Origin of the sequence: Curtobacterium sp. PhB190, assembly GCF_004365385.1 — a bacterium.
GTDB lineage: Bacteria > Actinomycetota > Actinomycetes > Actinomycetales > Microbacteriaceae > Curtobacterium.
This window is the reverse complement of the sequence record NZ_SODN01000008.1, coordinates 240587-264159: the sequence shown is the minus strand read 5'-3', so window position 1 is coordinate 264159 and position 23573 is coordinate 240587. Positions and strand designations below refer to the sequence as shown.

Annotated in this window: 27 protein-coding genes; 9 read left to right on the top strand and 18 right to left on the bottom strand. The window is 72.7% G+C overall.

Annotated features, from left to right (window positions below; genetic code table 11):
• Positions 1–98: 98 nt before the first annotated feature.
• Positions 99–902 (bottom strand): NAD(P)-dependent oxidoreductase, encoded by an 804-nt coding sequence (locus EDF47_RS15140; RefSeq protein ID WP_207906718.1) that lies wholly within the window; start codon positions 900–902, stop codon positions 99–101.
• 10 nt (positions 903–912) lie between these two features.
• Positions 913–1566 carry a DUF559 domain-containing protein gene (locus EDF47_RS15135; protein WP_131881169.1) on the bottom strand — a complete coding sequence of 218 codons (654 nt, stop codon included), beginning with the start codon at positions 1564–1566 and terminating at the stop codon, positions 913–915.
• 507 nt (positions 1567–2073) lie between these two features.
• Here EDF47_RS15135 and EDF47_RS15130 point away from each other — a divergent pair.
• Entirely contained in the window at positions 2074–3069 is a 996-nt protein-coding gene (locus EDF47_RS15130; protein ID WP_131881171.1) for a LacI family DNA-binding transcriptional regulator, read from the top strand.
• A gap of 91 nt (positions 3070–3160) precedes the next feature.
• Here EDF47_RS15130 and EDF47_RS15125 read toward each other — a convergent pair whose 3' ends face one another.
• The 4 genes from EDF47_RS15125 to EDF47_RS15110 all read right to left on the bottom strand — a co-directional run bounded on the left by EDF47_RS15125 (position 3161) and on the right by EDF47_RS15110 (position 5824).
• Positions 3161–3808, bottom strand: a complete 648-nt coding sequence (locus EDF47_RS15125) for a TrmH family RNA methyltransferase (protein ID WP_123672028.1) — start codon at positions 3806–3808, stop codon at positions 3161–3163.
• An 87-nt stretch (positions 3809–3895) separates the two neighbouring features.
• On the bottom strand, positions 3896–4762 hold the full coding sequence (locus tag EDF47_RS15120; RefSeq protein ID WP_131881173.1) for a hypothetical protein: 867 nt from the start codon (positions 4760–4762) through the stop codon (positions 3896–3898).
• A gap of 19 nt (positions 4763–4781) precedes the next feature.
• Positions 4782–5078 (bottom strand): DUF4190 domain-containing protein, encoded by a 297-nt coding sequence (locus tag EDF47_RS15115; protein WP_123937459.1) that lies wholly within the window; start codon positions 5076–5078, stop codon positions 4782–4784.
• Between the two features lie 50 nt (positions 5079–5128).
• Complete coding sequence (locus EDF47_RS15110) at positions 5129–5824, bottom strand: TetR/AcrR family transcriptional regulator C-terminal domain-containing protein (RefSeq protein WP_132100688.1); 696 nt, start codon at positions 5822–5824, stop codon at positions 5129–5131.
• Between the two features lie 182 nt (positions 5825–6006).
• On the opposite strand from EDF47_RS15110, the gene EDF47_RS15105 reads away from it, so the two are divergent.
• Complete coding sequence (locus EDF47_RS15105) at positions 6007–6804, top strand: HAD-IIA family hydrolase (protein WP_111086157.1); 798 nt, start codon at positions 6007–6009, stop codon at positions 6802–6804.
• A 2-nt stretch (positions 6805–6806) separates the two neighbouring features.
• Positions 6807–7619, top strand: coding sequence for a methyltransferase domain-containing protein (locus EDF47_RS15100; RefSeq protein WP_132100689.1), 813 nt, complete (start codon positions 6807–6809; stop codon positions 7617–7619).
• Between the two features lie 68 nt (positions 7620–7687).
• Here EDF47_RS15100 and EDF47_RS15095 read toward each other — a convergent pair whose 3' ends face one another.
• Entirely contained in the window at positions 7688–8566 is an 879-nt protein-coding gene (locus EDF47_RS15095) for a CPBP family intramembrane glutamic endopeptidase (RefSeq protein WP_165918863.1), read from the bottom strand.
• 37 nt (positions 8567–8603) lie between these two features.
• On the opposite strand from EDF47_RS15095, the gene EDF47_RS15090 reads away from it, so the two are divergent.
• Positions 8604–9293, top strand: a complete 690-nt coding sequence (locus tag EDF47_RS15090; protein ID WP_123293578.1) for a metal-dependent transcriptional regulator — start codon at positions 8604–8606, stop codon at positions 9291–9293.
• A gap of 415 nt (positions 9294–9708) precedes the next feature.
• Here EDF47_RS15090 and EDF47_RS15085 read toward each other — a convergent pair whose 3' ends face one another.
• A complete protein-coding gene (locus EDF47_RS15085) occupies positions 9709–10353 on the bottom strand; it encodes a HEAT repeat domain-containing protein (RefSeq protein WP_131881182.1) in 645 nt (214 codons plus the stop codon).
• Between the two features lie 111 nt (positions 10354–10464).
• Here EDF47_RS15085 and EDF47_RS15080 point away from each other — a divergent pair, with 111 nt between their 5' ends.
• A complete protein-coding gene (locus EDF47_RS15080; RefSeq protein WP_133937450.1) occupies positions 10465–11418 on the top strand; it encodes an aldo/keto reductase in 954 nt (317 codons plus the stop codon).
• A 207-nt stretch (positions 11419–11625) separates the two neighbouring features.
• On the opposite strand, the gene EDF47_RS15075 is transcribed toward EDF47_RS15080, so the two are convergent.
• Both EDF47_RS15075 and pyrE read right to left on the bottom strand, forming a co-directional pair.
• Entirely contained in the window at positions 11626–13929 is a 2304-nt protein-coding gene (locus EDF47_RS15075; protein ID WP_133937452.1) for a septum formation family protein, read from the bottom strand.
• Entirely contained in the window at positions 13926–14477 is a 552-nt protein-coding gene (gene pyrE / locus EDF47_RS15070; RefSeq protein WP_071404348.1) for an orotate phosphoribosyltransferase, read from the bottom strand. Before pyrE ends, EDF47_RS15075 begins: the two co-directional genes overlap by 4 nt.
• Positions 14478–14563: 86 nt before the next feature.
• Between pyrE and EDF47_RS15065 the strand changes: the two genes are divergently transcribed.
• A complete protein-coding gene (locus tag EDF47_RS15065) occupies positions 14564–16231 on the top strand; it encodes a hypothetical protein (RefSeq protein ID WP_133937454.1) in 1668 nt (555 codons plus the stop codon).
• Between the two features lie 64 nt (positions 16232–16295).
• A complete protein-coding gene (locus tag EDF47_RS15060; RefSeq protein WP_133937456.1) occupies positions 16296–17645 on the top strand; it encodes a M23 family metallopeptidase in 1350 nt (449 codons plus the stop codon).
• Here EDF47_RS15060 and EDF47_RS15055 read toward each other — a convergent pair.
• The 6 genes from EDF47_RS15055 to EDF47_RS15030 are packed head-to-tail and all read right to left on the bottom strand — an operon-like array spanning position 17642 to position 20686.
• Positions 17642–18412, bottom strand: coding sequence for an aminoglycoside 3'-phosphotransferase (locus EDF47_RS15055; RefSeq protein WP_243834067.1), 771 nt, complete (start codon positions 18410–18412; stop codon positions 17642–17644). The two genes, EDF47_RS15060 and EDF47_RS15055, sit on opposite strands and share 4 nt — an antisense overlap.
• Before the next feature lie 10 nt (positions 18413–18422).
• Positions 18423–19025, bottom strand: coding sequence for a hypothetical protein (locus EDF47_RS15050; RefSeq protein ID WP_133937458.1), 603 nt, complete (start codon positions 19023–19025; stop codon positions 18423–18425).
• A complete protein-coding gene (locus EDF47_RS15045) occupies positions 19022–19660 on the bottom strand; it encodes a hypothetical protein (RefSeq protein ID WP_123340062.1) in 639 nt (212 codons plus the stop codon). The genes EDF47_RS15050 and EDF47_RS15045 overlap by 4 nt, the downstream gene beginning before the upstream one ends.
• Positions 19657–20028 (bottom strand): hypothetical protein, encoded by a 372-nt coding sequence (locus EDF47_RS15040; protein WP_123293565.1) that lies wholly within the window; start codon positions 20026–20028, stop codon positions 19657–19659. The genes EDF47_RS15045 and EDF47_RS15040 overlap by 4 nt, the downstream gene beginning before the upstream one ends.
• Positions 20025–20216 carry a DUF2273 domain-containing protein gene (locus EDF47_RS15035; protein ID WP_132100699.1) on the bottom strand — a complete coding sequence of 64 codons (192 nt, stop codon included), beginning with the start codon at positions 20214–20216 and terminating at the stop codon, positions 20025–20027. The genes EDF47_RS15040 and EDF47_RS15035 overlap by 4 nt, the downstream gene beginning before the upstream one ends.
• Positions 20213–20686 carry an Asp23/Gls24 family envelope stress response protein gene (locus tag EDF47_RS15030; RefSeq protein WP_123937445.1) on the bottom strand — a complete coding sequence of 158 codons (474 nt, stop codon included), beginning with the start codon at positions 20684–20686 and terminating at the stop codon, positions 20213–20215. Before EDF47_RS15030 ends, EDF47_RS15035 begins: the two co-directional genes overlap by 4 nt.
• A 120-nt stretch (positions 20687–20806) precedes the next feature.
• Between EDF47_RS15030 and EDF47_RS15025 the strand changes: the two genes are divergently transcribed.
• Positions 20807–21646 (top strand): exodeoxyribonuclease III, encoded by an 840-nt coding sequence (locus EDF47_RS15025; protein ID WP_123293562.1) that lies wholly within the window; start codon positions 20807–20809, stop codon positions 21644–21646.
• 113 nt (positions 21647–21759) lie between these two features.
• Entirely contained in the window at positions 21760–22008 is a 249-nt protein-coding gene (locus EDF47_RS15020) for a nuclease (RefSeq protein WP_133937460.1), read from the top strand.
• 9 nt (positions 22009–22017) lie between these two features.
• Here the strand turns inward: EDF47_RS15020 and EDF47_RS15015 are convergent, their stop codons facing one another.
• Together EDF47_RS15015 and EDF47_RS15010 are read right to left on the bottom strand one after the other, a co-directional pair.
• Positions 22018–22425, bottom strand: a complete 408-nt coding sequence (locus tag EDF47_RS15015) for an aldehyde dehydrogenase (protein ID WP_123293560.1) — start codon at positions 22423–22425, stop codon at positions 22018–22020.
• 222 nt (positions 22426–22647) lie between these two features.
• On the bottom strand, positions 22648–23571 hold the full coding sequence (locus tag EDF47_RS15010) for an AEC family transporter (RefSeq protein ID WP_133937462.1): 924 nt from the start codon (positions 23569–23571) through the stop codon (positions 22648–22650).
• Positions 23572–23573: the final 2 nt, after the last annotated feature.

Below are 23573 nucleotides of genomic sequence, written 5' to 3'. Positions count from 1 at the left end.
CGGGGGCGCGGGGGCGCGGCAGCGTCGCGTCGCGGGTCGGGCGTTCGCATGGTGAGCAGAAATGGTCGGGTGGCGTCAGGCCACCCGACCATTTCTGCTCACGAAGTACTGCGCCCGAGGGGCAACGACACCATCTCGCCGCCGAGGAACCGCAGGTCCTCCGGCGGCAGGTCCGCCCGAGCGTCGGGGTCGAGCGCCCGGGACGCGTCGTCGCGCGGGACGAAGCCGATGCGCTCCCCGGCGGTCAGGTCGGCGGGCGAGCCGGTGTTCCGCGACAGCGCCCACACGACGTGGTGCCCCGGTTCGCGCAGGTCGACGGTCGCGAGCACCAGGCGCGCCAGGTCGTCGGACGAGCTCCACATCAGGAGCGCTCGCGACGACGACGGGTGCTCCCCGAACGCCCCGATGCGCGCCGAGACGATCGACATGTCGTACCGGTCGGCGAACAGGCTGCCGAGCAGTTCCATCGCCGCCTTCGTCACGCCGTAGTAGGTGTCCGGCCGCGGCAGTCGGTCGCCCGGCACGCTGCCCGGTTCGTCGAGCGGCTCGGGAACCCGGCCGACCGCGTGGATCGAGCTCGCGAGCAGCACCCGGAGCACACCGTTCGCTGCCGCACGCTCGAGCACGTTCTTCGTGCCGGTCAGGTTCGCCTCGAGCAGGTCGTCCCACGCGGCCTCGGTCGGGATACCGGCCAGGTGCACCACGGTGTCGACCCCGGCGAGCGCGTCGTCCAGCGCAGCGGGGTCGTTCACCGAGCCGGAGACGAACCGCTCCCCGGCGACGACCGGGTCGTCGGGCGTCCGTTCGTCGAGCAGGACGAGGTCGTGTCCGGCCGCCAGGAGCCTGGACCGGAGAGCCGCCCCGATGCGTCCTGCGGCCCCGGTGATGAGCAGCGTCGCCATGCGGCGGACGCTACCCCCGGCGCGCGAGCAGTTCCCTCAGGTGGTCCACGGCGCCCGCCGCGTGCACGCCCAGGTCGGACTTCGTCCACCGCACGACCGCCCAGCCGAGCTGTTCGAGATCGCGGTAGCGCCGCAGATCACGACCCCATTGCTCGGCGTCGGTCCGGTGCTGGTCCCCCTCGTACTCGATGACGATGCGCTGCTCCGGGTACGCCATGTCGACGCGCCCCACGAAGCGCCCGGCCTCGTCGAGCACGTCGACCTGCAGCTCCGGCTCGGGCAATCCGGCGCGCACGATCGTCAGTCGCGCCAGGGTCTCCCGCGGCGAGCCCGCACCGACCCGCACGAGCTCGAGCACCACCCGCAGCTTCCGGACTCCTGCGCGCGCCCCGGCCCGGTCGAGCGCTCCGCGCAGGTCGTCGATCGTCGTGGCACACCGCCGGATCGTGACGATCGCATCGCCCAGTGCAACGAGCTGGTCGATGCTCAGGAGCGCACCGCAGTCGACCCACAGCGCCGCCGGGGTGCTCACGGGCATCCCCCAGCGCTCGGCGACGGCAGCCCGGTCGGCGGTGATGCGGTGTCCGACGACCCCGGTCCGGCGCGGTTGGGCGGCAGGGATGGGACTCGTGATGTGCACCGGCCCTGTGGCACCGACGGGCACCGGCAGCTCCCACAACACAGCTGCCGAGAGGTGGCTGACGAACTGTCCGGGCAGCAGGATCGAGCGGAATGCCCGGATCCGTTCGACGCCGTCGGGTGGGCGTCCCCGCGCCCAGCGGATCGATCGGGTCGGCCGGACCAGGTCTCGCCGTCGGAGTCGTTGGCGGCTGACACCCGCACGGTCGGCGGCCCTGACGTCGAACGATCGGTACCGGAGCCGGGGTGGAAGTGGGCGTGCTCGCATGCCGTCCACACTCGCGCCCCGGCGCAAGGTCCACACGCGCGAACGCACCTTCCGTGCACAACGTGCCCCGGGCCTCCCGTGTGGAGGAGTGACCACGCGCACATCGTGAGCAGAAATGGTCGAGTCAGCACCACGGACCCGACCATTTCTGCTCACGAAGCGCACCGACCACCGCCCCCGCGCACCGCGCCCCACCCCCCACCCCGCGCATGTCACGTCAACCGCTACGATCGACGGACGAACCAACGGAGGTCGAAGCGCATCATGGGAGACGGCAAACCCGCGACCATCTACGACGTCGCCGCGCGCGCCGGGGTCTCGAAGTCCCTCGTCTCCCTGGTGCTGCAGCGCTCCCCCCGGGTGAGTGACCAGCGCCGGGCCGCCGTGCTCACGGCGATCCAGGAGCTCGACTACCGGCCATCCACTGCCGCGGTGTCCCTCGCCGGCACCCGCAGCCGCACCGTCGGCGTGGTCCTCGACGACTTCCGGAACCAGTGGTTCGTCGACCTGCTCACCGGGCTGCGCGAGGCCCTGCAGGACCAGGGCCACCGTCTCGTCGTCGCGGACCGGTTCCTGAACACGGGGCTCGACGCCTCGCCGGTCGAGGGCTTCCTGTCCATGCGCGTCGAGGGCATCGTCATCGCCGGCGAACCCGACACCGACCTGGCGATCCCGGCCTCGATGCCGGTCGTCATCGCCGGCGGGCGCGTGTCGATCCCCCGCGCGGACACCGTGGCGAACGACGACCGGGCCGGCGGCGGGATGGCCGCGGAGCACCTGCTCGCGCTGGGCCACACGCGGCTCGGCTTCGTGGGGGCGAGCTCGGCGGCGTCGAAGGAACGTCGCGCCGGGTTCGAGGCAACCGTCGCGGCCAGTGCGGGTGCAAGTCCCGCCGTCGTGGTCCTGCCCGGCGAACCCACCGAAGAGGCCGGATCCCGCGCCCTCGGCGCCCTGCTCGACGACCACCCCGACGTCACCGCGGTGTTCGCCGCCAACGACGTGATGGCCCTCGGAGCACTGTCCGAACTCGCCGAACGCGGACTCCGGGTCCCCGAGGACGTCTCCGTCATCGGCTACGACGACACCCCCGTCGCCGCCACGCGCTACGTCGGCCTGACGAGCATCGACGATCGCAGCGTCGAGATCGGCCGCGGCGCCGGCGAGCGCCTGCTCGCCCGCATCGCCGACCCGGGGCTGGCCGCCACCGAGTCCCTGGTCGAGCCCCGCCTGGTCGCTCGCCGCACGACCGCCCCGCGCTGACGCGGCTGACGGGAGGCCCGTCCCGCGTCCGTCACGCCCGCCTCGTGAGCAGAAATGGTCGGGTCCAGGGCCCGTACCCGACCATTTCTGCTCACGAAGTCGCGTCGGCAGGCGCCGCGTGCTGCACGATCCAGCTGTGCATGACGATCGCAGCCGCCGCCGAGGCGTTGATGCTCCGCGTCGACCCGAACTGCGTGATCTCCAGGTGCCCGGACGCCCCGGCCACCGCTTCGTCGGTGAGCCCGGGGCCCTCCTGGCCGAACAGGAACACGCACCGCTCCGGGATCGCCGCGGTCTCGATGCGATCGGCGCCAGGGGTGTTGTCGATCGCGATCACCGGGCGCTGCTCCTCGGCCATCGCGGCCAGGAACGCCTGCACGTCGGGGTGGTACCGGACGTGCTGGTACCGGTCGGTCACCATCGCGCCGCGCTTGTTCCAGCGCCGCCGCCCGATGATGTGCACCGTGCCGGCCAGGAACGCGTTGGCGCTCCGCACGATCGACCCGATGTTCAGGTCGTGCTGCCAGTTCTCGATCGCCACGTCGAACGCGTGCCGGCGGGTGTCGAGCTCGGCGACGATGGCGTCCATCGACCAGTACCGGAAGTGGTCGAGCACGTTCCGCGAGTCCCCCGCTGCCAGCAGCTCCGGGTCGAGCCGTGGGTCGTCCGGCCAGGGCTCCGGGTGCGGGCCGACGCCGTTCGTCGTCAGTTCGTGCGTCGGGGCGGGCTCGTCGGTCACGCCTCCAGGGTAGAGCCGCGGCGAACCGGGCCGGTCGGCGCGAGTCCCACGACCGTGTTCCAGCCGAACGCCCGCCGCGTCACGGTGTCACTGCGTACCCGGGCGGAGGAAGTCCTCCGGAACGGCACCGGCGTTGGTCGCCGCGAAGATGCGCTTCCGATCACTCGGACGGGTCGGGTCGAACACGACGACGACGGTCGCTCCGAGCACCGGGCCGGTTCCGTCGCGGAACCCTTCGGTCCGGTCGACCCAGCGCTGTTGTCCCTGGAGGTCCGTGAACGTGAAGGTCCAGCGCAGCAGCGTGAAGGAGGCGTCGTGGGCGGTCGAGCCGCTGACCGCGGTGACGATCCCGTCGACCCGGCGTCCCGCACGCAGCAGCTGTTCGAGCCGACCGCGTCGGCCGCCCTGCCCGCGGCGTGCAACCGTCCCGCCGATCAGGGCGACCAGCGCCAGCGCGGTGACCAGTGCGGGGATCCACCACGCAGCGGCGTACCAGATCCAGCCGCCGATGCCCCAGACTTCGTCGCGGCCGAACGCCGGGTCGACGGTGGTCCCGACGCGGTCGACGGGCGCCCACTGCGTCGCGGTCGTCCACCAGAGCCCGGCTGCGGCGCCGACGAGCCAGATGCTCACCGGTCCCACCCCGACGAACTCCGACGCCCGGCCTGCGAAGCGGTGGTTCCACTTCGAGTACATGCCCAGCGTGACGATCGACCCCGTGACCGCGACGGGCATCGCCCACCACGGGTACTCCGGGTCCGGCGTGTCCGAGAACACGCTGTTGACGGTCATGTCCCGGATGGTGCCGAGGACGGACCCGAGCGCGTACCCGGCGACGACGCCGACGGCGAGCAGGAGCGCCGCCCACACGATCGTCAGGACGAGTGCACGGGCGCTGCCCTGCTGCGCGGCGGCCTTCGCACGGAGGGCGGCGGCCGGATCGGTGGTGCTCATGATCGACGTGCGTGGTCGGTCAGTACGAGTACGTCGGATCGGGGGCGTTCGCCGCGAGGACCGCGATCGTCACGAACAGCCCGATGTACAGCAGCGTGACCACCCCACCGACGATGACCGCGGCGAGCGCGAGGCCGCGGCCCCCCTCGGATCGTCTGCGCGCCTGCGACATCGCGACGAGACCGAGGATGAACCCGATCAGCGGTGCGACGAACGCCGCGACGAGCGAGATGATCGCGAGGGTGTTCGTGCGGTGCGGGACGGAACCGTAGGGCTGCGGAACGGAAGACTGTGGGGATTGGTACTGAGTGGACATCGTGAAAGACGGTATCTCACATCTTTTTTTGTTGGGAAGCGTACCGAAATTCAGCGGACGCGCGATTCGATCCCGGCGACGAGGACGTCGAGCCCGAGCGCGAAGCGTGCGTCGTACGAGTGCTCCCCCAGGAGCTCTCCGACGAGCGCGTGCCGCTCAGGGCGTCCGGCCTCGGCGTCGCCCCGCCCGATCTCCACCGAGGTGTGCCCGACCACGAAGTCGTACACGACGAAGAACGCGTACATCGCCTCGGCATCGGCCAGCCCGGCGGAGCGGAGCGCCCCGACGACCTTCGCCACGACGGCGTCGGACTCGGTGGACACCAGGGCCCCGCGCCGGCTGTGCGACTCGAGCACCAGGGGGTGGGTGCGCATCAGGTCGCGGAACGTCGTGGCGAAGGTGCGCACCACGGCGTGCCACTCGTCCGGCCAGACGAAGGTGGCGGTGAACTCGTCGACCGTGCGACGGACGAGTTCACCGTGCAGGTCGTCGAGGCCGCCGATGGTCCGGTGCACGGTCATCGGCGCGACGCCGAGCCGCACCCCGAGCGCACGGAACGACAGGCGGTCGAGGCCGTCCTCGTTCGCGATCGCCGTCGCGGCGTCGATCACCTGCTCGCGGCTCAGGACGTTGGGCCGGCCCCGTCGTCGTCGCGGTGTCGCCTCGACCAGATCGGGAGCCGTTTCCAGGTCCGGCACCGCAGCGGGGCGGGGCGTGGCGGTCGGGGATCCGGGTTCGACGAGCACGGCGGGTTCTCCTTGATTCGGTACGTGTCCCGAAAAGCCTAGGGCAAAGCCGAGTGGCGTTCGGTGACTCGACCATCTCGGGTCCGGAGGCGACGCGCAAGAGCCGATCCGCGCCTCCCGGCCCCTTCGAAGGAACCCGGCCGACGGGCCGGCCCGTCGGCCGTGCGCAGTAGGGTGAGCCCATGGCGACCCGCGACGACGTCGAGTGCTGGCTGACCGACATGGACGGCGTGCTCGTCCACGAGAACCAGGCCCTCCCCGGTGCCCCCGAGCTCATCCAGCAGTGGCTCGACGAGGGCACCGAGTTCCTCGTCCTGACGAACAACTCGATCTTCACGCCGCGTGACCTCAGCGCCCGGCTCCGGAGCTCGGGCCTGCACGTCCCCGAGGAGCGCATCTGGACGAGCGCCCTCGCCACCGCCGACTTCTGCAAGTCCCAGATGCCCGGCGGCTCCGCGTTCGTCATCGGCGAGGCCGGCATGACCACCGCCCTGCACGAAGCCGGGTTCATCATGACCGAGACCGCCCCCGACTACGTCGTCGTCGGCGAGACCCGCAACTACTCGTTCGAGGCGATCACCAAGGCCGTCCGCCTGATCCGCGACGGCGCCCGCTTCATCGTCACCAACCCCGACGCCACCGGCCCGTCGGCCGAGGGCGTCCTGCCCGCCACGGGCGCGATCGCCGCGATGATCGAGAAGGCCACCGGCAAGCAGCCGTACGTGGTCGGTAAGCCGAACCCGATGATGTTCCGCTCGGCGATGAACCGCATCGGCGCGCACTCCGAGAACACCGGCATGATCGGCGACCGGATGGACACCGACGTGCAGGCCGGCATCGAGGCGGGGCTGCACACCGTCCTCGTGATGACGGGCATCAGCGACCAGGCCGAGATCGACCGCTACCCGTTCCGTCCGAGCGAGGTCATCTCCGGCGTGCACGAACTCGTGCGCACCGCCCCCTTCGAGGTCGAGCTGTAGCGATGCGCTGGGACCCGTCGCGGTACGCCGCGTTCGCGGACGACCGCGGGCGTCCGTTCCACGACCTGGTCGCACAGGTCGCGTGGCCAGCGGACGATGGACGGGAGGCCCCGCGTCGCGTCGTCGACCTGGGCTGCGGTCCCGGGTCCCTCACCGCCACGCTGGCAGCGCGGTGGCCTTCGTCGCCGGTGGTCGGGATCGACAGCTCGGCGGAGATGCTCGCGTCGGCTGCGGCCGACCCCGCTCTGGCGGGCCTGCCGAACCTGTCGTTCGAGCTCGGTGCGATCGAGGACTGGACGCCCGGGCCGACCGACGACGTGGTCGTGACGAACGCGGCGCTGCAGTGGGTACGGTCGCACGTGGAGCTGCTGCCGCGGTGGCTCGACGCGATGCCGTCCGGATCGTGGTTCGCGATGCAGGTGCCGGGCAACTTCGGGTCCCCGTCGCACGCCTTGATGCGGTCGATCGGAGCCTCCGGTCCTTGGGCGTCAGCGCTCGACGGCGTGCTGCGCGAGGACCCGGTGCTCGACCCCGCCGGCTACCTCGGCATCATGCTCGACGCCGGGTTCGCGGCCCGCGCCTGGGAGACGACTTACGCGCAGCTGCTGCCGGGAGAGGATCCGGTGCTCGACTGGGTGCGCGGCACCGGGCTGCGACCGGCACTGGCTGCCCTCGACGCCGCCGACCCGAGCGGTGCGCTGACGGCGGAGTACGTCGAGCGGTACCGGGTGGCGCTGCGCGAGGCGTACCCGGCGAGCGCCCACGGCACGGTGTACCCGTTCCGTCGGGTCTTCGCGGTCGGTCGCAAGCCCTGACGGCCCGCGCCACCGGGCGCTGCTGCGCGCGCCCGCGCGCCCGCGCGCCCGGCTCTGGAGCCGGGCCGCTACCGGGCCGGGGTCGGCGCTGCCAGGTCGCCACGGGCCTCCAGGGCGAAGGCCGCCATCGGCGGCACGGAACGCCACCGCTTCGCCAGGCGACGCGGCCGGTCGTCGCGCCACGCGACCATGCCGCCGGCGACGATCCCGAAGCCGAGGACGGCGAACGAGAACAGCCCGATCAGGCCGAGCACCACGACGCGACCCGTGTCCGATGGGTCAGCGGTCGCGGAGTACCCGATCGACCCGAAGTCCCAGAACGCGTGCAGCAGCACCGGGACGAGCAGCGAACCAGTCACCCGTCGTGCGACGTACAGCGTGGAACCGAACGACGCCGCGAACACGACCTGGATCATCGTCGGTCCGATCCCGGCACCGGCGAGCGCGTTGAGCAGGTGCAGCAGCCCGAACAGCACGCACGACAGCGCCCACACCCCGAACTCGGGCACCCGGCGACGGAGGCCGACCAGGAGCATGCCCCGGGCCATCAGCTCCTCGAACACCCCGACGAACAGCACCCCGACGGTGAGCAGCAGGAAGTAGTGCGCGGGCAGCGCCGTCCAGTCGATCAGGGGCAGCCGCACCAGGCACACCACGAGCACCAGCGCCGGGGCGAGCGCGGACCAGCGCAGCGGCGTCCGGGTGCGGTCGACGGTCGCGATCCGCCACCACCCGAGCCCGGTGACGACCACGGCGAGCGCGACGGCGGCGATGCCCTCGGGGATCACCAGGGCGCGGACGACGCTGTCGACCGTCTGGCCGAGCGTCGGGTAGTCGTCGCTCGGCCGTGACCGCCACGCGCTGATCGCCGCGAAGACCACGAGGGGCGCGAGGCCGATGAGCAGCGAGGGCGGGACCGGCCAGCGGCGACGACGGGGTTGGTGCACGTCCCGGTTGTACCAGTGCAGCCGTACGATTGGCGGTATGCGCCTGCCCTCGTTGTCGACCATGGCCGAGGACTACGTCAAGCTCATCTGGAAGGCCGGGGAGCGCGGCGGCGCCGGACTGGCCACGCGGGACATCGCGGCGACGCTGAAGGTGTCGGCCTCGACGGTGTCGGGCAACCTCAAGAAGCTCGACCGCGACGGCCTCATCGAGCACACCCCGTACTACGGCGTCGTGCTCACCCCGCTCGGGCAGCAGGTCGCGGTCGCGATGGTCCGGCGGCACCGGCTGATCGAGTCGTTCCTGGTGTCCCGCCTCGGCTACACGTGGGACGAGGTCCACACCGAGGCCGAGGCGCTCGAGCACGCGGTGTCGGAGCGGTTCCTCGACCGGGTCGACGCCGACCTCGGGCACCCGACCCACGACCCGCACGGCGACCCGATCCCCGCCGCGGACGGCACCGTGCCCGCCACGCTCGGCACGCTGCTCGGTGCGATCGAGCCCGGCGCGTGCGGCACCGTCGACCGGGTGTCCGACGACGATCCCTCGCTGCTGCGGTACTTCGACGAGCTCGGGGTCGGTCTCGGCACACACCTGCGGGTCGAGCGGGTGCGGGACTACGCCGGCGTCATCGCGGTCTCCCGACGCGGGGCCGACGGCGCCGAGGCGCTCGTCGACCTGCCCGCCGCCGCCGCGACCGCGATCTGGCTGGCTCCCGACGCCGACTGAGCGGGCCCGCGCGCGGGTCGGCCGGTCGGGCGGTCGGGACACCCCGCTCACGTCCGCCGAGCGGTCACCATCTGTCGCCCGGCAGCCCCGCAACCGACGGTTCACGACCACTCGGCACCCAGGGCACGGGGCGTCGCGACCGCACCGCGGCCCGCGAACGCGCGTGGTGTCGGACGGGAGGCCCGGTGCGCGGCCGCCACGCGCCTCCCGTCCGTCGCCCCCACTGGTCACGACACCCCGCTCACGTCCGCCGAGCGGTCAGGGACCGCCGCCCGACAGCCCCGCGACCGACGGTTCACGACCACTCGGCGCCCAGGGCACGGGGTTTCGTGACCGCGCGACGCGCCCGCCCCACCACCGCGACGACGACGGTTCTCGACCACTCGACGCGCCCAGCCGGGCGCGCCCACCGGCCCTAGCCCTTCACGGACCGGGTGCGGCCGAGCGCCACCTCGCGCCGAGCCCGTTCGAGGGCGAGCGCGGACGCAGCGTCCGGGTCGTGCAACAGCCGCTCCGTGTCGGCGACGTGGTCCCGCACGGCGTCGGAGCCCCGGGCTGCAGCCGCTGCGAGCACCGGCGCCACCGTCTCCTCGCCCAACCCGACCAGTGCCCGCGACAGGCTGAGCCGCCGTTCGCGCGGACCGACCCCGAGCTGCACCGCCAACGTCCGGGCCAGCTCGCCCCGCTCGTCGTCGGGCACGAGTGCGACGGCGGTCCGCCAGGCGGCGCGGAGCACTTCGTCGTGGTGGTCCGCGAGCAACGGGCGCACCGACGGCCAAGCCGACGGGTCGCCGACCTTCGACAGGGTGTGCAACGCCTGGCTACGGGCCTGCGGCTCGGAACGGGTGAGCGACGGGACCACCCGCGTGACGACGTCGGCCGACGGGTGCCGGGTCAGCGCCCAGGTGAGCATGTCGCGGACGAAGAAGTCCGGCTCGACGGCGCACTGCTCGACGAGCACGTCGAGATCGGCGGCGTCCGGGGTGGTCCCGGCGGCCATCACGGCCTGCAGCCGCACCGAGGAACGGGGGTCGGCGAGGGCATCGGTGAGTGCGGTCATGGGTCCATGCAACCCGCTGCCACCGGGGCCGTGTCAAGCCTCGGGGCATAGCGTCGGCCGAGGAGCGGTTCGCATCGAGGACCGCTCGCCCGACCACGAAAGGACCCCCGTATGCCCCGCATCGGTACCAGCGACCTCCACGTGTTCCCCCTCGCCCTCGGCGGCAACGTCTTCGGGTGGACGTCGGACGAGTCGACCTCCCACCAGGTCCTCGACGCCTACACCGCGGCGGGCGGCGACTTCATCGACACCGCCGACGTGTACTCCGCGTGGGCCCCCGGCAACGAGGGCGGCGAGTCCGAGCGGGTCATCGGTTCGTGGCTCGCGGCCTCGGGCAAGCGCGACGACGTCGTCATCGCCACGAAGGGCTCGCAGCACCCGCAGTTCCAGGGCCTCGGCGCGGACACCGTCGCCGCTGCGGCCCGTGCCAGCCTGCAGCGCCTCGGCACCGACCGGATCGACCTGTACTACGCGCACTTCGACGACCAGTCGACCCCGCTCGAGGAGACCGTCCGCGCCTTCGACCAGCTCGTCACGGACGGCATCGTCCGCTACACCGCGATCTCGAACTACTCGAAGGACCGCGCCGAGGAGTGGATCCGCATCGCGACCGAGAACGGCCTCGCGCAGCCGGTCGCGATCCAGCCGCACTACAACCTCGTCACCCGCGAGCCGTACGAGTCCGAGATCGCCCCACTCGCCCACGCGCACGGCCTGGGCGTCGTGCCGTACTTCGCGCTCGCCGCCGGGTTCCTGACCGGCAAGTACCGCACGAAGGACGACTTCGCGGGCAAGGACCGCGAGGGCCAGGTCTCCGGGTACTTCAACGACGAGGGCCTCGCGGTCGTCGACGCGCTGTCCACCATCGCCGAGGCCCGCGGCACCGAGCTCGCGACCGTCGCCCTGGCCTGGCTGCAGGCGCAGCCCGACGTCGTCGTGCCGATCGCGAGCGCCCGGAACACCGAGCAGCTGCCCGCGCTGCTCGCCTCGGCCGAGCTCGAGCTCAGCGCCGACGAGCTGCAGACCCTGTCCGACGTGTCGGCGAAGGTCCCCGCGGCCGCCTGACCCGGCGACCACCGACCGCGGCCTGGCTCGCGCGCCACGGATGCGTGTGCATGTTCCGACGATCCACCAGACGATCAACTCGTGGAACGTCGCTCATTGCACACGCATCCGATGCGTGCGCATGTGCCGACAGAACACGCGTCGATCACGTCGTGGATCGTCGGAGGATGCGCCCGCACGCACCCCGTCCAGCCGGCCGCAGCCGCCCTACGCCCCCGGCGCCAACGACGCCGTGAGCTCCTGCCCCGACGACCGCGTCACGAAGCACGAGATGAACCGGTCGCCCTGGTCCCACGTCGCCTGGTCCGGCGCGTACGACCCCTGCACCTGCACGTCCCCGACGGCCGCAGCCGCCGAAGCGTTGAGCGCCGCGTCCGACTGGCACTGGTCGGCCGCCTGCGTCGCGAGGGCCTCGGCCCCCGGGTACGCATCCCCGTCGACGGCGATCCGTGCGGTGAGCTGCCCGATGTGCGGCGTCGCGCAGTCGACCACCGTGAAGCTCTGCGCCCAGGCGTTGGTGAACGGCGACAGGCACTCCCCGCCGGCCAGGTCGGTCCAGGCGTGCTCGCCCGGCAGCGCGGGCGTGGTGGCGAACTGGAGCGTCGCAGCCGGAGCAGCGGCCTCGTCCGAGGGAGCGGCAGACGCCGCAGCCGAAGGAGTCGCCGGAGCCGATGACGCTGCCGCCGGGGACTTCGTCGGCGCGATCTCCTGGTCGGAGATGTTGTTGCCGAGGATCCACTTCGACAGCAGGAACACCAGGACGATGAGCACGACGATCAGGGCGATCGAGCCGTAGACGAGCAGCTGCTTGCCGCGCTTGCCCTCGCTCCGCAGGCGCGCCGCACCCTGGTTGATGAAGTTGTCGCGCTCGACCGGCGGGCTGGATGACACGGGCGCAGGCGTCGACGCCCCGGCACCGGCAGCGGCAGCAGCCGACGGCATCGCGGCCGCCGGCATCATCCGCGTCCCGGTGTCCTCCGGGTCGTACCCCGTGCCACCGAGCTGCCCGACGGCCTCGGTGCCGAACAGGTCCTTGATCGCACTCGTGTCGCTGGTCTCGCGGCCGTCCCACTCGGACTGGTCCAGCTCGTCCGGCGCCGCGGCCGGCAACGCCGTGGGCTGCGCCCCCGTGTCGTCCCGGCGCGGGCCGAGCACGGCGTCCAGGTCCTGGCCCACCGCGGGCGGCAGGTGCGCCGGGTAGGCGGGCGACGCAGCGGGCTCGACGAGGGGCGGCGCAGCGGTCGGCGGCACGGTCGCGTCGGGTTCGGACCACCAGGGCGTCCCCGCGACCGGCAGCGCGGTGGTCGCGGCGTCCGGGAGGCCCGTGGCCGCGTCCGCCCCGTCACCCTCGGCAGCGGAGCGGGTCGCGTCCGGGGCCTCGGTCGGCTCCGCGGGAGCCACCGGCCCGGCATCGGGAACCGCCGTCGGCACAGCAGCAGGCGGCACGGCAGCCGCCGGTGGCACAGCAGCAGGCGGCACCGCAGCAGCCGCAGCAGCCGCAGCAGCAGTCGGCACCGCCGGGGGCACCGGGAACGTCCGAAGCGCCTGCGGCACCCCGTCGACCGGGGTGTCGACCTCGCCGGAGACGACCTCGTCCTCGGCGTCGGTCTCGTCCGCCAACGACCACGAGCCGCCGCCACCGAACGCCGTCGTGTCGAAGGAGTCGCCGGTCAGGGTCGTCGGGACCTCGCCGGTCTCGTCGTCGCGGATGGCCCAGTCGAACGGCCGGTCCGGTCCGGCGCCCTGCGTGGGCACGGACCCCGTGCCGGCGATCCGGAGCAGGTCGGTGAAGCTCGGCGGCTCCTCGGACGGGGGCAGCACGTTCTCGACGCCGAGCGGCTGGTGTGCGACGGGTCCGGCGGGCGGGACGGGTGCGCCGGAGCCGGTCGCACGACCGAGCCAGTCGACGTCGGCACGGCCCTCGCCGAACGGGTCGACGCGGCGACGTTCGTCCTCGATGGCCTGCGACGCCGCGGCGCGCTCGTCGCGGTGGGTCTGCGCGGTCGGGAGCACGATCGACGAGGGGTGCGGCGCAGTGGGGTTCGGCGGCACGACGGCGGCCGGCGGGATGCGGTCGTGCAGGGTGGAGCGCTCGTGCTCGGCGGCGGCGTCCGGGCTCTCGGACGGCGCCGACAGCTGCTCGGGCATCGAGATGGCCTGCGTCGCGCCGTCGTCCAGCACCGGAGCAGCAGGCGCGGTGGGCGCCTCGGGCGCCGACGCCTCGGGGGCCGAGGCCTCAGGGGTCGCAGCCTCGAACGGCTCCGGCAACGGTGCGCCCGTCTCGCGTGCGGTGCGCTCGGCCTCGCGGCGCTCCCGTCGCGAGGGCCAGTCCTCCTCGCCCCGCGGGGCGCCGAAGATGTCCGCGGCGCTGCGGAGACCGTGGAACGGAGCGTCCGGGTCGGACGCGCGCCGGGCCTCCTGGCCGTCCACCCCGTCGGCACCGTCGGCCGCCGCTGCGGGGCCGGCCGTGTCCTCGGGGTCGCGCGCGTCGTCCGGACGCTCCCCGCTCACGCGGTCAGCCCCAGATCAGCCAACCCGATGGCCGCGAAGTAGGGGTACCCGGCTGCCTCGATGGTTTCCTTGGCGCCGGTGTCGCGGTCGACGACGACCGCGACGGCGGCGATGATCGCGCCCTCACGCTCGAGCGCTTCGGCCGCCTTGAGCGGCGAGCCGCCCGTGGTGGAGGTGTCCTCGAGCACGACGACGCGCTTGCCCTTGAGGTCCGGACCCTCGACCTGCTTGCCGCGGCCGTGGTCCTTGGGCTCCTTGCGGACGACGAAGGCGTCGTAGGTCAGGCCCTGTGCGGCGGCCTGGTGCAGCACGGCGCTGGCGATGGGGTCGGCACCCATGGTGAGTCCGCCGACGGCCGAGACGTCCGGCACCTGCTGCACGAGCTCGGTCATGACCTGCCCGATCAGCGGCGCGACCCGGTGGTCCAGGCTGACCTTCCGCAGATCGATGTAGTACGTCGCCTTCTTCCCGCTGGTCAGGGTGAAGTCGCCGTGGAACACCGCTTCGGAGGAGATGTACTGGATCAACTGTTCGCGCGCGTCGGTCACAGCGCACAAGGGTAGCCGGTCGGACTCGCAGCGCGCTCCCCCGTCCTGTGGGGTCGTCCCGAGCAGCCCTCGGTACGCTCCGGGACATGCCCCGAGCACCGCGTCGCTCCGCCGTGGCGCCGGCTCCGTCCGGCGGCCGTCGGTCCGGCGGTGTGGCCGGGGCGATCGGACGGGAGGCCCTGGGCGCCCTGGTCGCGCTGGCTCTGTCCGTCATCGCCCTCCGCCACGTCGTCGCCACGGAACGGGTCGCCTTGCTCTGGTACGACGGCGACTCGGTGCTGCTGCCCCTGGTGCACCGGTCGATGCAGCTCGGGCAGCCGTTCGAGTGGGCCATGTCCCCGGCGCTGTTCTTCTTCCCCGAGTTGCCGGTCTACCTGCTCTGCGCCCTCGTCACGGGTACCCCGCAGCAGGCCCTGGCGCTGAACGGGGTGCTCGTCCTGCTGGCCGTGTACGCGCTGGTCCGGGCTGCCGCGAACGAGCTCATGCCGTCGGCCGGACGAGCGGCCCGCATCACGGTGTCGGCGGTGAGCGTGGCGTTCGTGACCCTGCTGGTGCTGACGGAGTCGTCCGGCACCGCGACGTCGCTCGAGCTGGCGTCCCTGCTGCTGACGACGACGTACTACTACGGCGTGGTGCTGGCGATGCTCGGCACCGCGGTGCTCGTGCTCCGCGCCGTGCGGGTCGGACGGGCGTCGGTCGTCGTGCTCGTGGTGCTCGGGCTGGTGGCCTTGTGCACGACGGCGTCGAACCCGCTGTACGTGCCGTGGTCCGCCGCACCCGTGGTGGTCACGCTCCTGCTGCTGGCGGCGGTGCGCCGGGTGCCGTGGCGTCCCGCGCTGCTGCTGTCCGGCACCGTGACGGTCGGGTCGCTGCTCGGGTACCTGGTGCGGATCCCGCTGCAGCCCTTCGTGTCGCTCGACCCGTCCACCTACGTCCGGCCGTCGCGCGCGGTGGAGACCCTGCAGTTCTTCGCGGCGCTGACCGACGTGCGAGCCGGCACGGCGGCGGGCGACGCCGGGCTGTTCCTGATGTTCGTCGGGGTGCTCGTCACCGTCGGCGGCACGGTGTGGGCCTGGCGGGTCCGGACCGCGCGTACCGTGCTCGTCGCGACCGCGTTGCCCCTGGTGACCGTGGTCGCGGCGTCGATCGGGGTCGTCCTCGTCGGGTCGGAGACCCCGCGGTACCTCGAGCCCGTCGTGACCGCCCCGCTGCTGGCCCTCGTCGCGGTGGCCGAGCTCACGCGCACCGCGGTCCGTCGCACCCGCGTGCACCGGCCGTTCCGCGGAGTCCGCGCCACCGTCGCGATCGCCGCCGTCGCCGTCCTCGCCGCGGGGGTCGCCACCGCACCGAGCACCGCGCACGCCGTCGCCACGGCCCGGTACACGCCGTCGTCCTGCCTGGACCGCTGGGCCGACGGACGATCGGTCACCGGGGTCGGCCAGTTCTGGACCGTGCGGCCACTCGCCACGTACTCCGCGACGAACGTGCAGCTGCTGCAGGTCCGCGACACCTTCGACACGTACCCGTGGCTCGTCGACCTCGGGGCCTACCGGGACGCCGACCCGACGTTCGTGGTGGTCGGGTCCCACGACCTGTGGACCACCGCGGTCGAGGACTCCCTCGGTGCCCCGGCGACGATCACGCACTGCACGGGGTTCGACGTCTACGACTACGCGGGGACCTCCGGCGCGGACGTCCTCCGGCGCGACGTGGTCGGCAGTGCGGACGAGATCCGTCAGGAGCGCGGGTTCTAGGAGTTGTCCACAGCGGCGCGTCGGCGTCCGATCTTCTCTGTACGGATGTATAGGCTCGTGGTCGATGTCTCGCCCCACCAGCCACCGCACCCCTCGTGCCTCCGTGCGCCTCCGCCTCGCCGTCACCGGACTGGCACTCGCGGGCCTCGTCGGCACGGTCGTCGTCGATGCACCCACTGCCCAGGCGGTGACCTACCCCACGTGGGACGAGGTCAAGAACGCCCGCGGCAAGGAATCCGCGAAGCAGGGGCAGATCACCGAGATCAAGGGCATCATCAGCGACCTCGACGCCAAGGTCGAAGCCGCCCAGGCGAAGGCGAAGGAACTCGGCGACGTCTTCTTCGACGCGCAGTCCGACGCGCAGGACGCCGCCGAGAAGGAGCAGCAGCTCCGCGCCGACGCCGACGAACACGCGAAGGTCGCCGACCAGAGCGCCGCGCAGGCCGGCCAGTTCGCCGCGCAGATGGCCCGCTCGGGCGGTGCCGACGTCACGACCTCGGTGCTCACCAAGGGCGAGGACGCCCGCGACCTGCTCTACGACCTCGGCGCGCTGAGCAAGCTGTCCGAACAGGCCGAGCGTGTCCAGGCCGCCGCCAGCGTCGACGCCGGCGTCGCCCGCTCGCTCGAAGCCCAGGCCGACCGCGCTTCCGAAGAACTCGACAGCCTCGCCGCGAAGGCCGAGGCCCGCATGCAAGAGGCGCAGGCCGCCTCCGACGCCGTGCAGACCGCGTACGACGAACAGCAGTCGAACAAGGCCCGTCTCGACGCCCAGCTCGCGACCCTGGTCTCCGGCCGTGTCCGGACCGAGGCCGAGTTCGCCAAGGGTGAGCGCGTCCGCAAGGCAGCCGAGGCGAAGGCCGCGCGCGAGGCCGAAGCCCGTGCCGCCCGAGAACTGGCCGCGGCGGCAGCGGCAGCAGCGAACGCCGGCGGCGGATCGTCCGGCGGCGGTGGCGGCTCCGGCAGCAGCGGCTCGGGCAGTGGCGGCTCCGCCGGCTCGGGTGGCGGTCAGGGCTGGGTCCGTCCGGCCAGCGGCTACGTCATCAGCCCGTACGGCTACCGCGTGCACCCGATCTACGGCACCGTCATCAAGCACGACGGCACCGACCTGGCCAGCGGCTGCTCGACGCCCATCGTCGCCGCGTCGGCCGGCACCGTCGACTACGTCGGCTGGTACGGCGGCTACGGCAACTACGTGCGCATCAACCACGGCAACGGCGTGCAGACGGCCTACGGTCACATCGTCAACGGCGGCTTCCGGGTCGGCATCGGCCAGCAGGTCTCCGCGGGGCAGCTCATCGCGCTCGTCGGGTCGACCGGCCAGTCCACCGGGTGCCACAGCCACATCGAGGTGCACATCAACGGCGCCACGACCGACCCGGTGCCGTTCATGTCGGCGCGGGGCGTCGCCTTCTAGTCCCCGAGGTCGTCCACGTCGGCGTTCCACAGCGCGCGGTACCAGGCCGTCCGCTCCGGGTCGTCGGGCACCCCGTACGCCTCGTGGAACAGCGGCTCCCACCCGGGCCCGTAGTTCCACCCCAACGCCATCGTCGCCACCGCCAGGTCCGCCCAGCGGTCCGCGACACCCGTGGCGTCCAGGTCGACGTGCCCGCTCCACCGACCGTCGGCACCGATGAGCGTGTTCGGCGTGCACGGGTCTCCGTGACACACCACGACGCGGTCCACGGGCGGCTCCGGGCCCAGGCGGTCCGTGTCGGCACCAGCCGCGCGAGCACGGTCGAGCCGCGCCGCCGTGGACCACGCGAAGGGGCAGTCGTCCACCGGCAGGGTGTCGTGGAACGCGCGGAGCCCCTCACCGACCGCGACCACCGCGGTCCGGGGTTCGTCGTGCCAGCGCGGGTCGACGGCACTCCACCCGGGGACTGCACGGGTGTGCAGCCACGCGCCGTCGTCGTCCGCACCGTGGTCGAGCACCTCGGGCACCCGCACGTACTGCGCCGCCCATTCCAGTCGCGCGGCCTCGTTGCCGATCCACCGGCCGTAGGCGTGCGGCAGGACCTTGACGAACTCGTCGGCGTGCTCGTCGGGGCCGATCCGGAACGTCGTGCCACCGATCTCGTTGTGCCAGACCAGGGCGACCTCGCGGCCCCGGGCGGCCGCCACGACCACCCGCGGCACGGGGACGACGGAGTCCGGCCCCGGCAGCCCGCCGATCGACCGCACCGCGACGGCCCTAGTGCACGCGGTCCGGGCGCGAGGACCCGGCCCCACCGCGTGCGATCTCGAGCAGGACCGGCAGGCGTTCGCCGAGCAGGGCGTCCAGGTCGGCCACGACGGCCTCGACCCGTTCGGTGACCTCGCGCGGTGAGGCACCCCGGCGCGGACGGACCCGCACCCGGATCGCCCGGCCGCCGCGGACGCGGTAGACGTCGACCGCGAGCGAGGCCACCTGCGGCAGCTCCCCGATCGCCGATGACAGCGCGTGCTGCACGGCCGTGGACTCGACGCGCACCGAACCGGCGACGCCGTCGGCTGAGCCGTCGCTCTCGACGACGGTGCCCGCACGGCCACCGCCGAGCGTCGTCAGCACCACGATCGCCAGGATGCCGACGACGACCCCGCCGCCGAGCACCCACGTCCACGACAGCAGGGAGTCATCGCGCGACGTGTCCGTGCTGAGGCCCGCGAGCGCGTCGCCGGCCGTGCGCCACCAGGACGCCACGAGCGGCAGGCCCTGGGCCGTCTGCACCAGGATCGCACCGACCCCGGCGACGAACAGGACGAGCCCGACGAGGACGAGCGCCGTCCGGCCGAGCCCACGGTTGGTCGCGTTCATCCGTCCACCCGTCCGGTCGGCTGGACGCGCACCCGCGCAGCGAGGGCGGGCAGCGCGTCGATCGCGGCGAACTCGTGCTCGACGGCCTCGGTCGCGGCCACGGCGGGCACGTCGACGCCGGCGGCGGGACGCAGCACCACCTCGACGGTCCGGCGGCCCACGGTGCCGACGGCGGCGTCCGGCCCGAGCCGCGTGACGGAACGGGCGGCGCGTGCCGCGGCGGAGGCGAGCACCTCGTCGTCGACCACGACGGCGAGCCGGTCGGATGCCATCGCGTGGCGCGGACGCCGCTGCGGCAGGAGCCCCTGCAGCAGGAACACCAGACCGACGAGGGCGACGATCGCCGCGATCCCGACGACGAGCGTGGTGTCGAGGCCGTCCGGCGCGGCGAGGGCGGCGTCCACCACGGCACGCGGGTCGACGCCGAGGACGTTCTGGTCGAGCAGCACGAGGGCACCGGCGAAGACGGCAGCGGCTGCGAGCACGAGGGTGATGAGCATCGCGATGACGACGGCGCCCGACCGGGACACGTGGGTCTCGCGGCGGAGCAGACGGCGGTAGGTGGCGGCGTGGTCGGTCGACGGTGCGGGGCCGGCTTCGGGGACCGATGCGGTCCGGTCGTCCACGGCGGTCACCGGACCCTCCGCGGGACGTCGACGACCGACGACGCGAACGTCACGGTCACCCGGGACACCTGTCGGCCGGTGATGGTCCGGAGCCGCTCGGCGATCGTGCCACGGGCCCGGTGCGCGCTCGTGACGACGGGTTCGTCGGGGACCGCGTGGCTCCCCAGCACGGGCAGGGTGAGCGGGGCGGTGATCTCGACCGCCAGCGCGCCGCGGCCGTCGTCGGCGACCCGGGCACGGACCTCCCGGAAGGCCACGCGCAGCGCTTCGGCGGCGACCGCCTGGGCGGTGTGGACGAGCGCCGACGTGCCGATGCGGTCGGAGCCGCGGAGCCGGACGCCGCTGTCGCCGACCGTGGCGACGGCGGCGTCGGTCACGACGAGCTCCGGCGTCCGCGCAGCACGTCGACCAGGCGACGCACGTCGACGTCACCGGCGACGATGCGGGCGATCAGCCCGCCGACGGCCATGCAGACGGCGACGACCACGAACGCCCAGAACCCGAGGGTCACCGCGACGATCGCGAGGAGGGCGCCGACGCCCATCCCGACGACGGTGGCGTTCACCGGACCCGGCCCTCGCGGACGTCGCCGTCGAGGTCGTCGGCGGTGCCGTTCAGTGCCGGGATGTTCACGTCGTTGATCGCGATGTTGACCTCGGTGACCTCGAGCCCGACGAGCTCGGTGACGGCGCTCGTGACGGCGGCGCGCACGGCGGACGCGACGTCCATCATCGGGATCGGGTAGTCCACGACGATCGTCAGGTCGACGGCGACCTGGGTCTCGCCGACCTCGACGCGGACGCCCTGGCCGAGCGCGCTCGAGCCGATCGCGTCGCGGATGGCGCCGAAGGCCCGCGAGGCGTTCCCGCCGAGGGCGTAGACGCCGGGGACGTCACGCGCGGCGATGCCCGCGACCTTGGCGACGACGGTGTCGTCGATGATCGTCTTGCCCTTGGCCGTGACCTGCGTGGTGGTGGTGCCGGTCGTGGTGCCGGTCGTCACGGTCCCGTCGACGCGGTTCGTCGTCGATGCCATCAGTGCCTCCTGCGCTCGCTTGCTGGACTTCCAGCGAACACCATCGTGCCGCGCTGCGCCCGAGAGCGGCAGGCGGCGCGCTGCACGGCGGGGTCGGTCGTCCCCGGTAGGTTCGATCCCATGCGCGTGGCGACCTGGAACGTGAACTCCGTCCGCACCCGAGTGGGGCGGATCGTCGACTGGCTGGTGCGCGAGGACGTCGACGTCCTCGGCATGCAGGAGATCAAGTGCAAGCCGGAGCAGTTCCCGGTGCAGGCGTTCGAGGACGCCGGCTACCACGTCGAGGCGCACGGCCTGAACCAGTGGAACGGTGTCGCGTTCGCCAGCCGGCTGCCGATGGAGGACGTGACCCGCGACTTCCCCGGCCAGCCCGGGTTCCTCAAGGGGCACGAGGGGCCGGACCTGCCCGTCGAGGCCCGGGCCATCGGCGTCACCGTCGACGGCGTGCGGCTCTGGAGCCTGTACGTGCCGAACGGGCGCGAGGTCGGCGACCCGCACTACACGTACAAGCTCGACTGGCTCGCGCAGCTGGCCGACCGCACCGCCGAGTGGATCGCCGCGTCGCCGGAGACCCCGCTCGCGCTGATGGGCGACTGGAACGTGGCACCGCTCGACACCGACGTGTGGGACGTCCGCGTGTTCGAGGGGCACACCCACGTCAGCGAACCGGAGCGCGACGCCTTCCGGGCGTTCGAGGCAGCGGGGCTCCTGCAGGACGTCGTGCGGCCGATCGTCCCCGACGGCTACACCTACTGGGACTACAAGCAGCTGCGGTTCCCGCGCAACGAGGGCATGCGCATCGACTTCGTGATGGGCTCGCAGGCCTTCGCCGACGTCGTCACCGATGCCTCGATCCACCGCAACGAGCGGAAGGGCGACGCCCCGAGCGACCACGTCCCCGTGGTGGTCGACCTCGACCTGGACACGTCGCTCGACGACGACCGCCCGATGATCTTCTGAGCGGTCACGCGGTCGTGACGCGTTCTGTTACGCCCGGCGTCCGCCCTCGTTGAGCAGGTGACGGCGCCGACGTAGATTTCCTGCACCGAACCCCTTCGAGAGCAGGTGAAGCCATGTCCCGCACGACGATCCTTCCCATCCAGCGCGTCATGGCGAACGCGGCCCCCGGCGCCTGGCGCGACGGAATCGTCGTCGAGACCCGTCTCGCCGACGCCGTCGTGGTGTTCCTGGACGGCGGCGTGACCCAGCTCCGGGTGGCGGACGCCGACGCATTCCTGTCGGTCGGCGATCCGGTCGCCCACCACCCGGTGGCGGAGATCCTCAGCGCCGGCGGTCGTCAGACCACGGCACGCAGCGCGTAGCCCGTCGGCTCAGGCCGACATCGAGGCGAGCATCGCCTCGCACTTCGCGACCATCTCGTCGCAGGCCATGGCGCAGTAGCGGCACGACTCGTCCATGTCCATGTGCTTCCGGCACTCGGCAGCACACATCGTGCCCATCGTCATCACGGCCATGAGCATCGCCTGCATGCTCGGCAGGTCCATGCCGGCCGGACGCATCATCATCCGCATGCCGGTGTCGGCCATCATCGCCGTGTTGGAGCACATCGCGGCGCACGTGGCCATCTCGCCGCCCATGCGCATGTCGCTCGCGGAGCACATCGTGGCGGCCATCGACGCGGCGTTCATCGCCATCATCGTGTCCTGCATCACGTCCATGTCCATCTCCATGGGCATGTCCGTCATCGACATGTTCTTCATCATCGCCATCGTGTCCATCGGAGGTCTCCGTCCGTCGTGGTCCCGAGGCGGGTCCGCCCCGTGGGTGTCAGCGTACGCGCGCCCCCGATGCGCTTCGTGAGCAGCAATGGTCGGGTCGGTGACCGCGACCCGACCATTCCTGCTCACCATCCGCGGTGCACGCGACCCCACGGCGGACGGGAGGCACGGGGCGGCCCCGCCACGGGCCTCCCGTCCGCCTCGCGGTGCGTCCAGGGCGCGCTACGGGTGCAGCAGCGCGGCGATCGCGACCAGGACGGGGACCGAGCCGATCGTCGAGATGAGCACCACGTCGCGGGCGACCGGGACCGCCGCGTCGTAGCGCTGCGCGTAGTTGAACACGTTCTGCGCCGCCGGCAACGCCGCCAGGGTGGTGAGCACGAACACGTCCTGGTCGCCGAGCCCGAACACGAACCGTGCGAACACGTACGCGACCGCCGGCATCACCACGAGCTTGATCGACGACGCCACGATGACGTCCGTCCGGATCGCCGGGTCCCGCAACGGCGCGGCACCGTGCAGGCTCATCCCGAACGACAGCAGGACGACGGGCACGGCTGCCGCACCGACCAGCGAGAACGGCTCGAGCACCGGGTCGGGCAGCGTGAGGCCGGTCGCCGAGAACACGAGGCCGACCAGCGAGGCGATGATGATCGGGTTCCGGAACGGCCCGGAGATCCGGCGTCCCCAGCCGCCGGCGCCCGAGGTCGCGGCGTCGAGGATCGTCAACGCGACCGGCGCGATGACGATGAGCTGCAACAGGATCACCGGCACCACCGCGGTCGCCTGCCCGAGCACGTAGACGGCCACCGGCAGGCCGATGTTGTTCGCGTTGACGTAGCTCGCGGCAAGGGCCCCGACCGTCGTGGTGGTGACCGGTCGCCGCAGCACGAACCGGAAGACGGCCGCCGCTCCGAGTGCGACCACGGCGGCGCTCAGCAGCGAGACCCAGAGCATCGGGGACAGCAGCGACTCGATGTCGGCCGAGGCGATGGTGCGGAAGAGCAGGCAGGGCATGAGCACGAAGAACGCGAGGCGACTCATCACGAACTGTGCGTGCGGGCCGAGCAGTCCGATGCGCCCGACGACGTACCCACCGGCGATGATCGCGCCGATGATCGCGAAGCCGGTCAACACGCCACCCATCG

Coding starts and splice junctions, on each gene's coding strand:
- EDF47_RS15140 (WP_207906718.1), bottom strand. CDS start 902: ATGGCGACGCTGCTCATCACCGGGGCCGCAGGACGCATCGGGGCGGCT.
- EDF47_RS15130 (WP_131881171.1), top strand. CDS start 2,074: ATGGGAGACGGCAAACCCGCGACCATCTACGACGTCGCCGCGCGCGCC.
- EDF47_RS15120 (WP_131881173.1), bottom strand. CDS start 4,762: ATGAGCACCACCGATCCGGCCGCCGCCCTCCGTGCGAAGGCCGCCGCG.
- EDF47_RS15115 (WP_123937459.1), bottom strand. CDS start 5,078: ATGTCCACTCAGTACCAATCCCCACAGTCTTCCGTTCCGCAGCCCTAC.
- EDF47_RS15105 (WP_111086157.1), top strand. CDS start 6,007: ATGGCGACCCGCGACGACGTCGAGTGCTGGCTGACCGACATGGACGGC.
- EDF47_RS15100 (WP_132100689.1), top strand. CDS start 6,807: ATGCGCTGGGACCCGTCGCGGTACGCCGCGTTCGCGGACGACCGCGGG.
- EDF47_RS15090 (WP_123293578.1), top strand. CDS start 8,604: ATGCGCCTGCCCTCGTTGTCGACCATGGCCGAGGACTACGTCAAGCTC.
- EDF47_RS15085 (WP_131881182.1), bottom strand. CDS start 10,353: ATGACCGCACTCACCGATGCCCTCGCCGACCCCCGTTCCTCGGTGCGG.
- EDF47_RS15080 (WP_133937450.1), top strand. CDS start 10,465: ATGCCCCGCATCGGTACCAGCGACCTCCACGTGTTCCCCCTCGCCCTC.
- EDF47_RS15065 (WP_133937454.1), top strand. CDS start 14,564: ATGCCCCGAGCACCGCGTCGCTCCGCCGTGGCGCCGGCTCCGTCCGGC.
- EDF47_RS15060 (WP_133937456.1), top strand. CDS start 16,296: ATGTCTCGCCCCACCAGCCACCGCACCCCTCGTGCCTCCGTGCGCCTC.
- EDF47_RS15050 (WP_133937458.1), bottom strand. CDS start 19,025: ATGAACGCGACCAACCGTGGGCTCGGCCGGACGGCGCTCGTCCTCGTC.
- EDF47_RS15030 (WP_123937445.1), bottom strand. CDS start 20,686: ATGGCATCGACGACGAACCGCGTCGACGGGACCGTGACGACCGGCACC.
- EDF47_RS15025 (WP_123293562.1), top strand. CDS start 20,807: ATGCGCGTGGCGACCTGGAACGTGAACTCCGTCCGCACCCGAGTGGGG.
- EDF47_RS15020 (WP_133937460.1), top strand. CDS start 21,760: ATGTCCCGCACGACGATCCTTCCCATCCAGCGCGTCATGGCGAACGCG.
- EDF47_RS15015 (WP_123293560.1), bottom strand. CDS start 22,425: ATGGACACGATGGCGATGATGAAGAACATGTCGATGACGGACATGCCC.
- EDF47_RS15010 (WP_133937462.1), bottom strand. CDS start 23,571: ATGGGTGGCGTGTTGACCGGCTTCGCGATCATCGGCGCGATCATCGCC.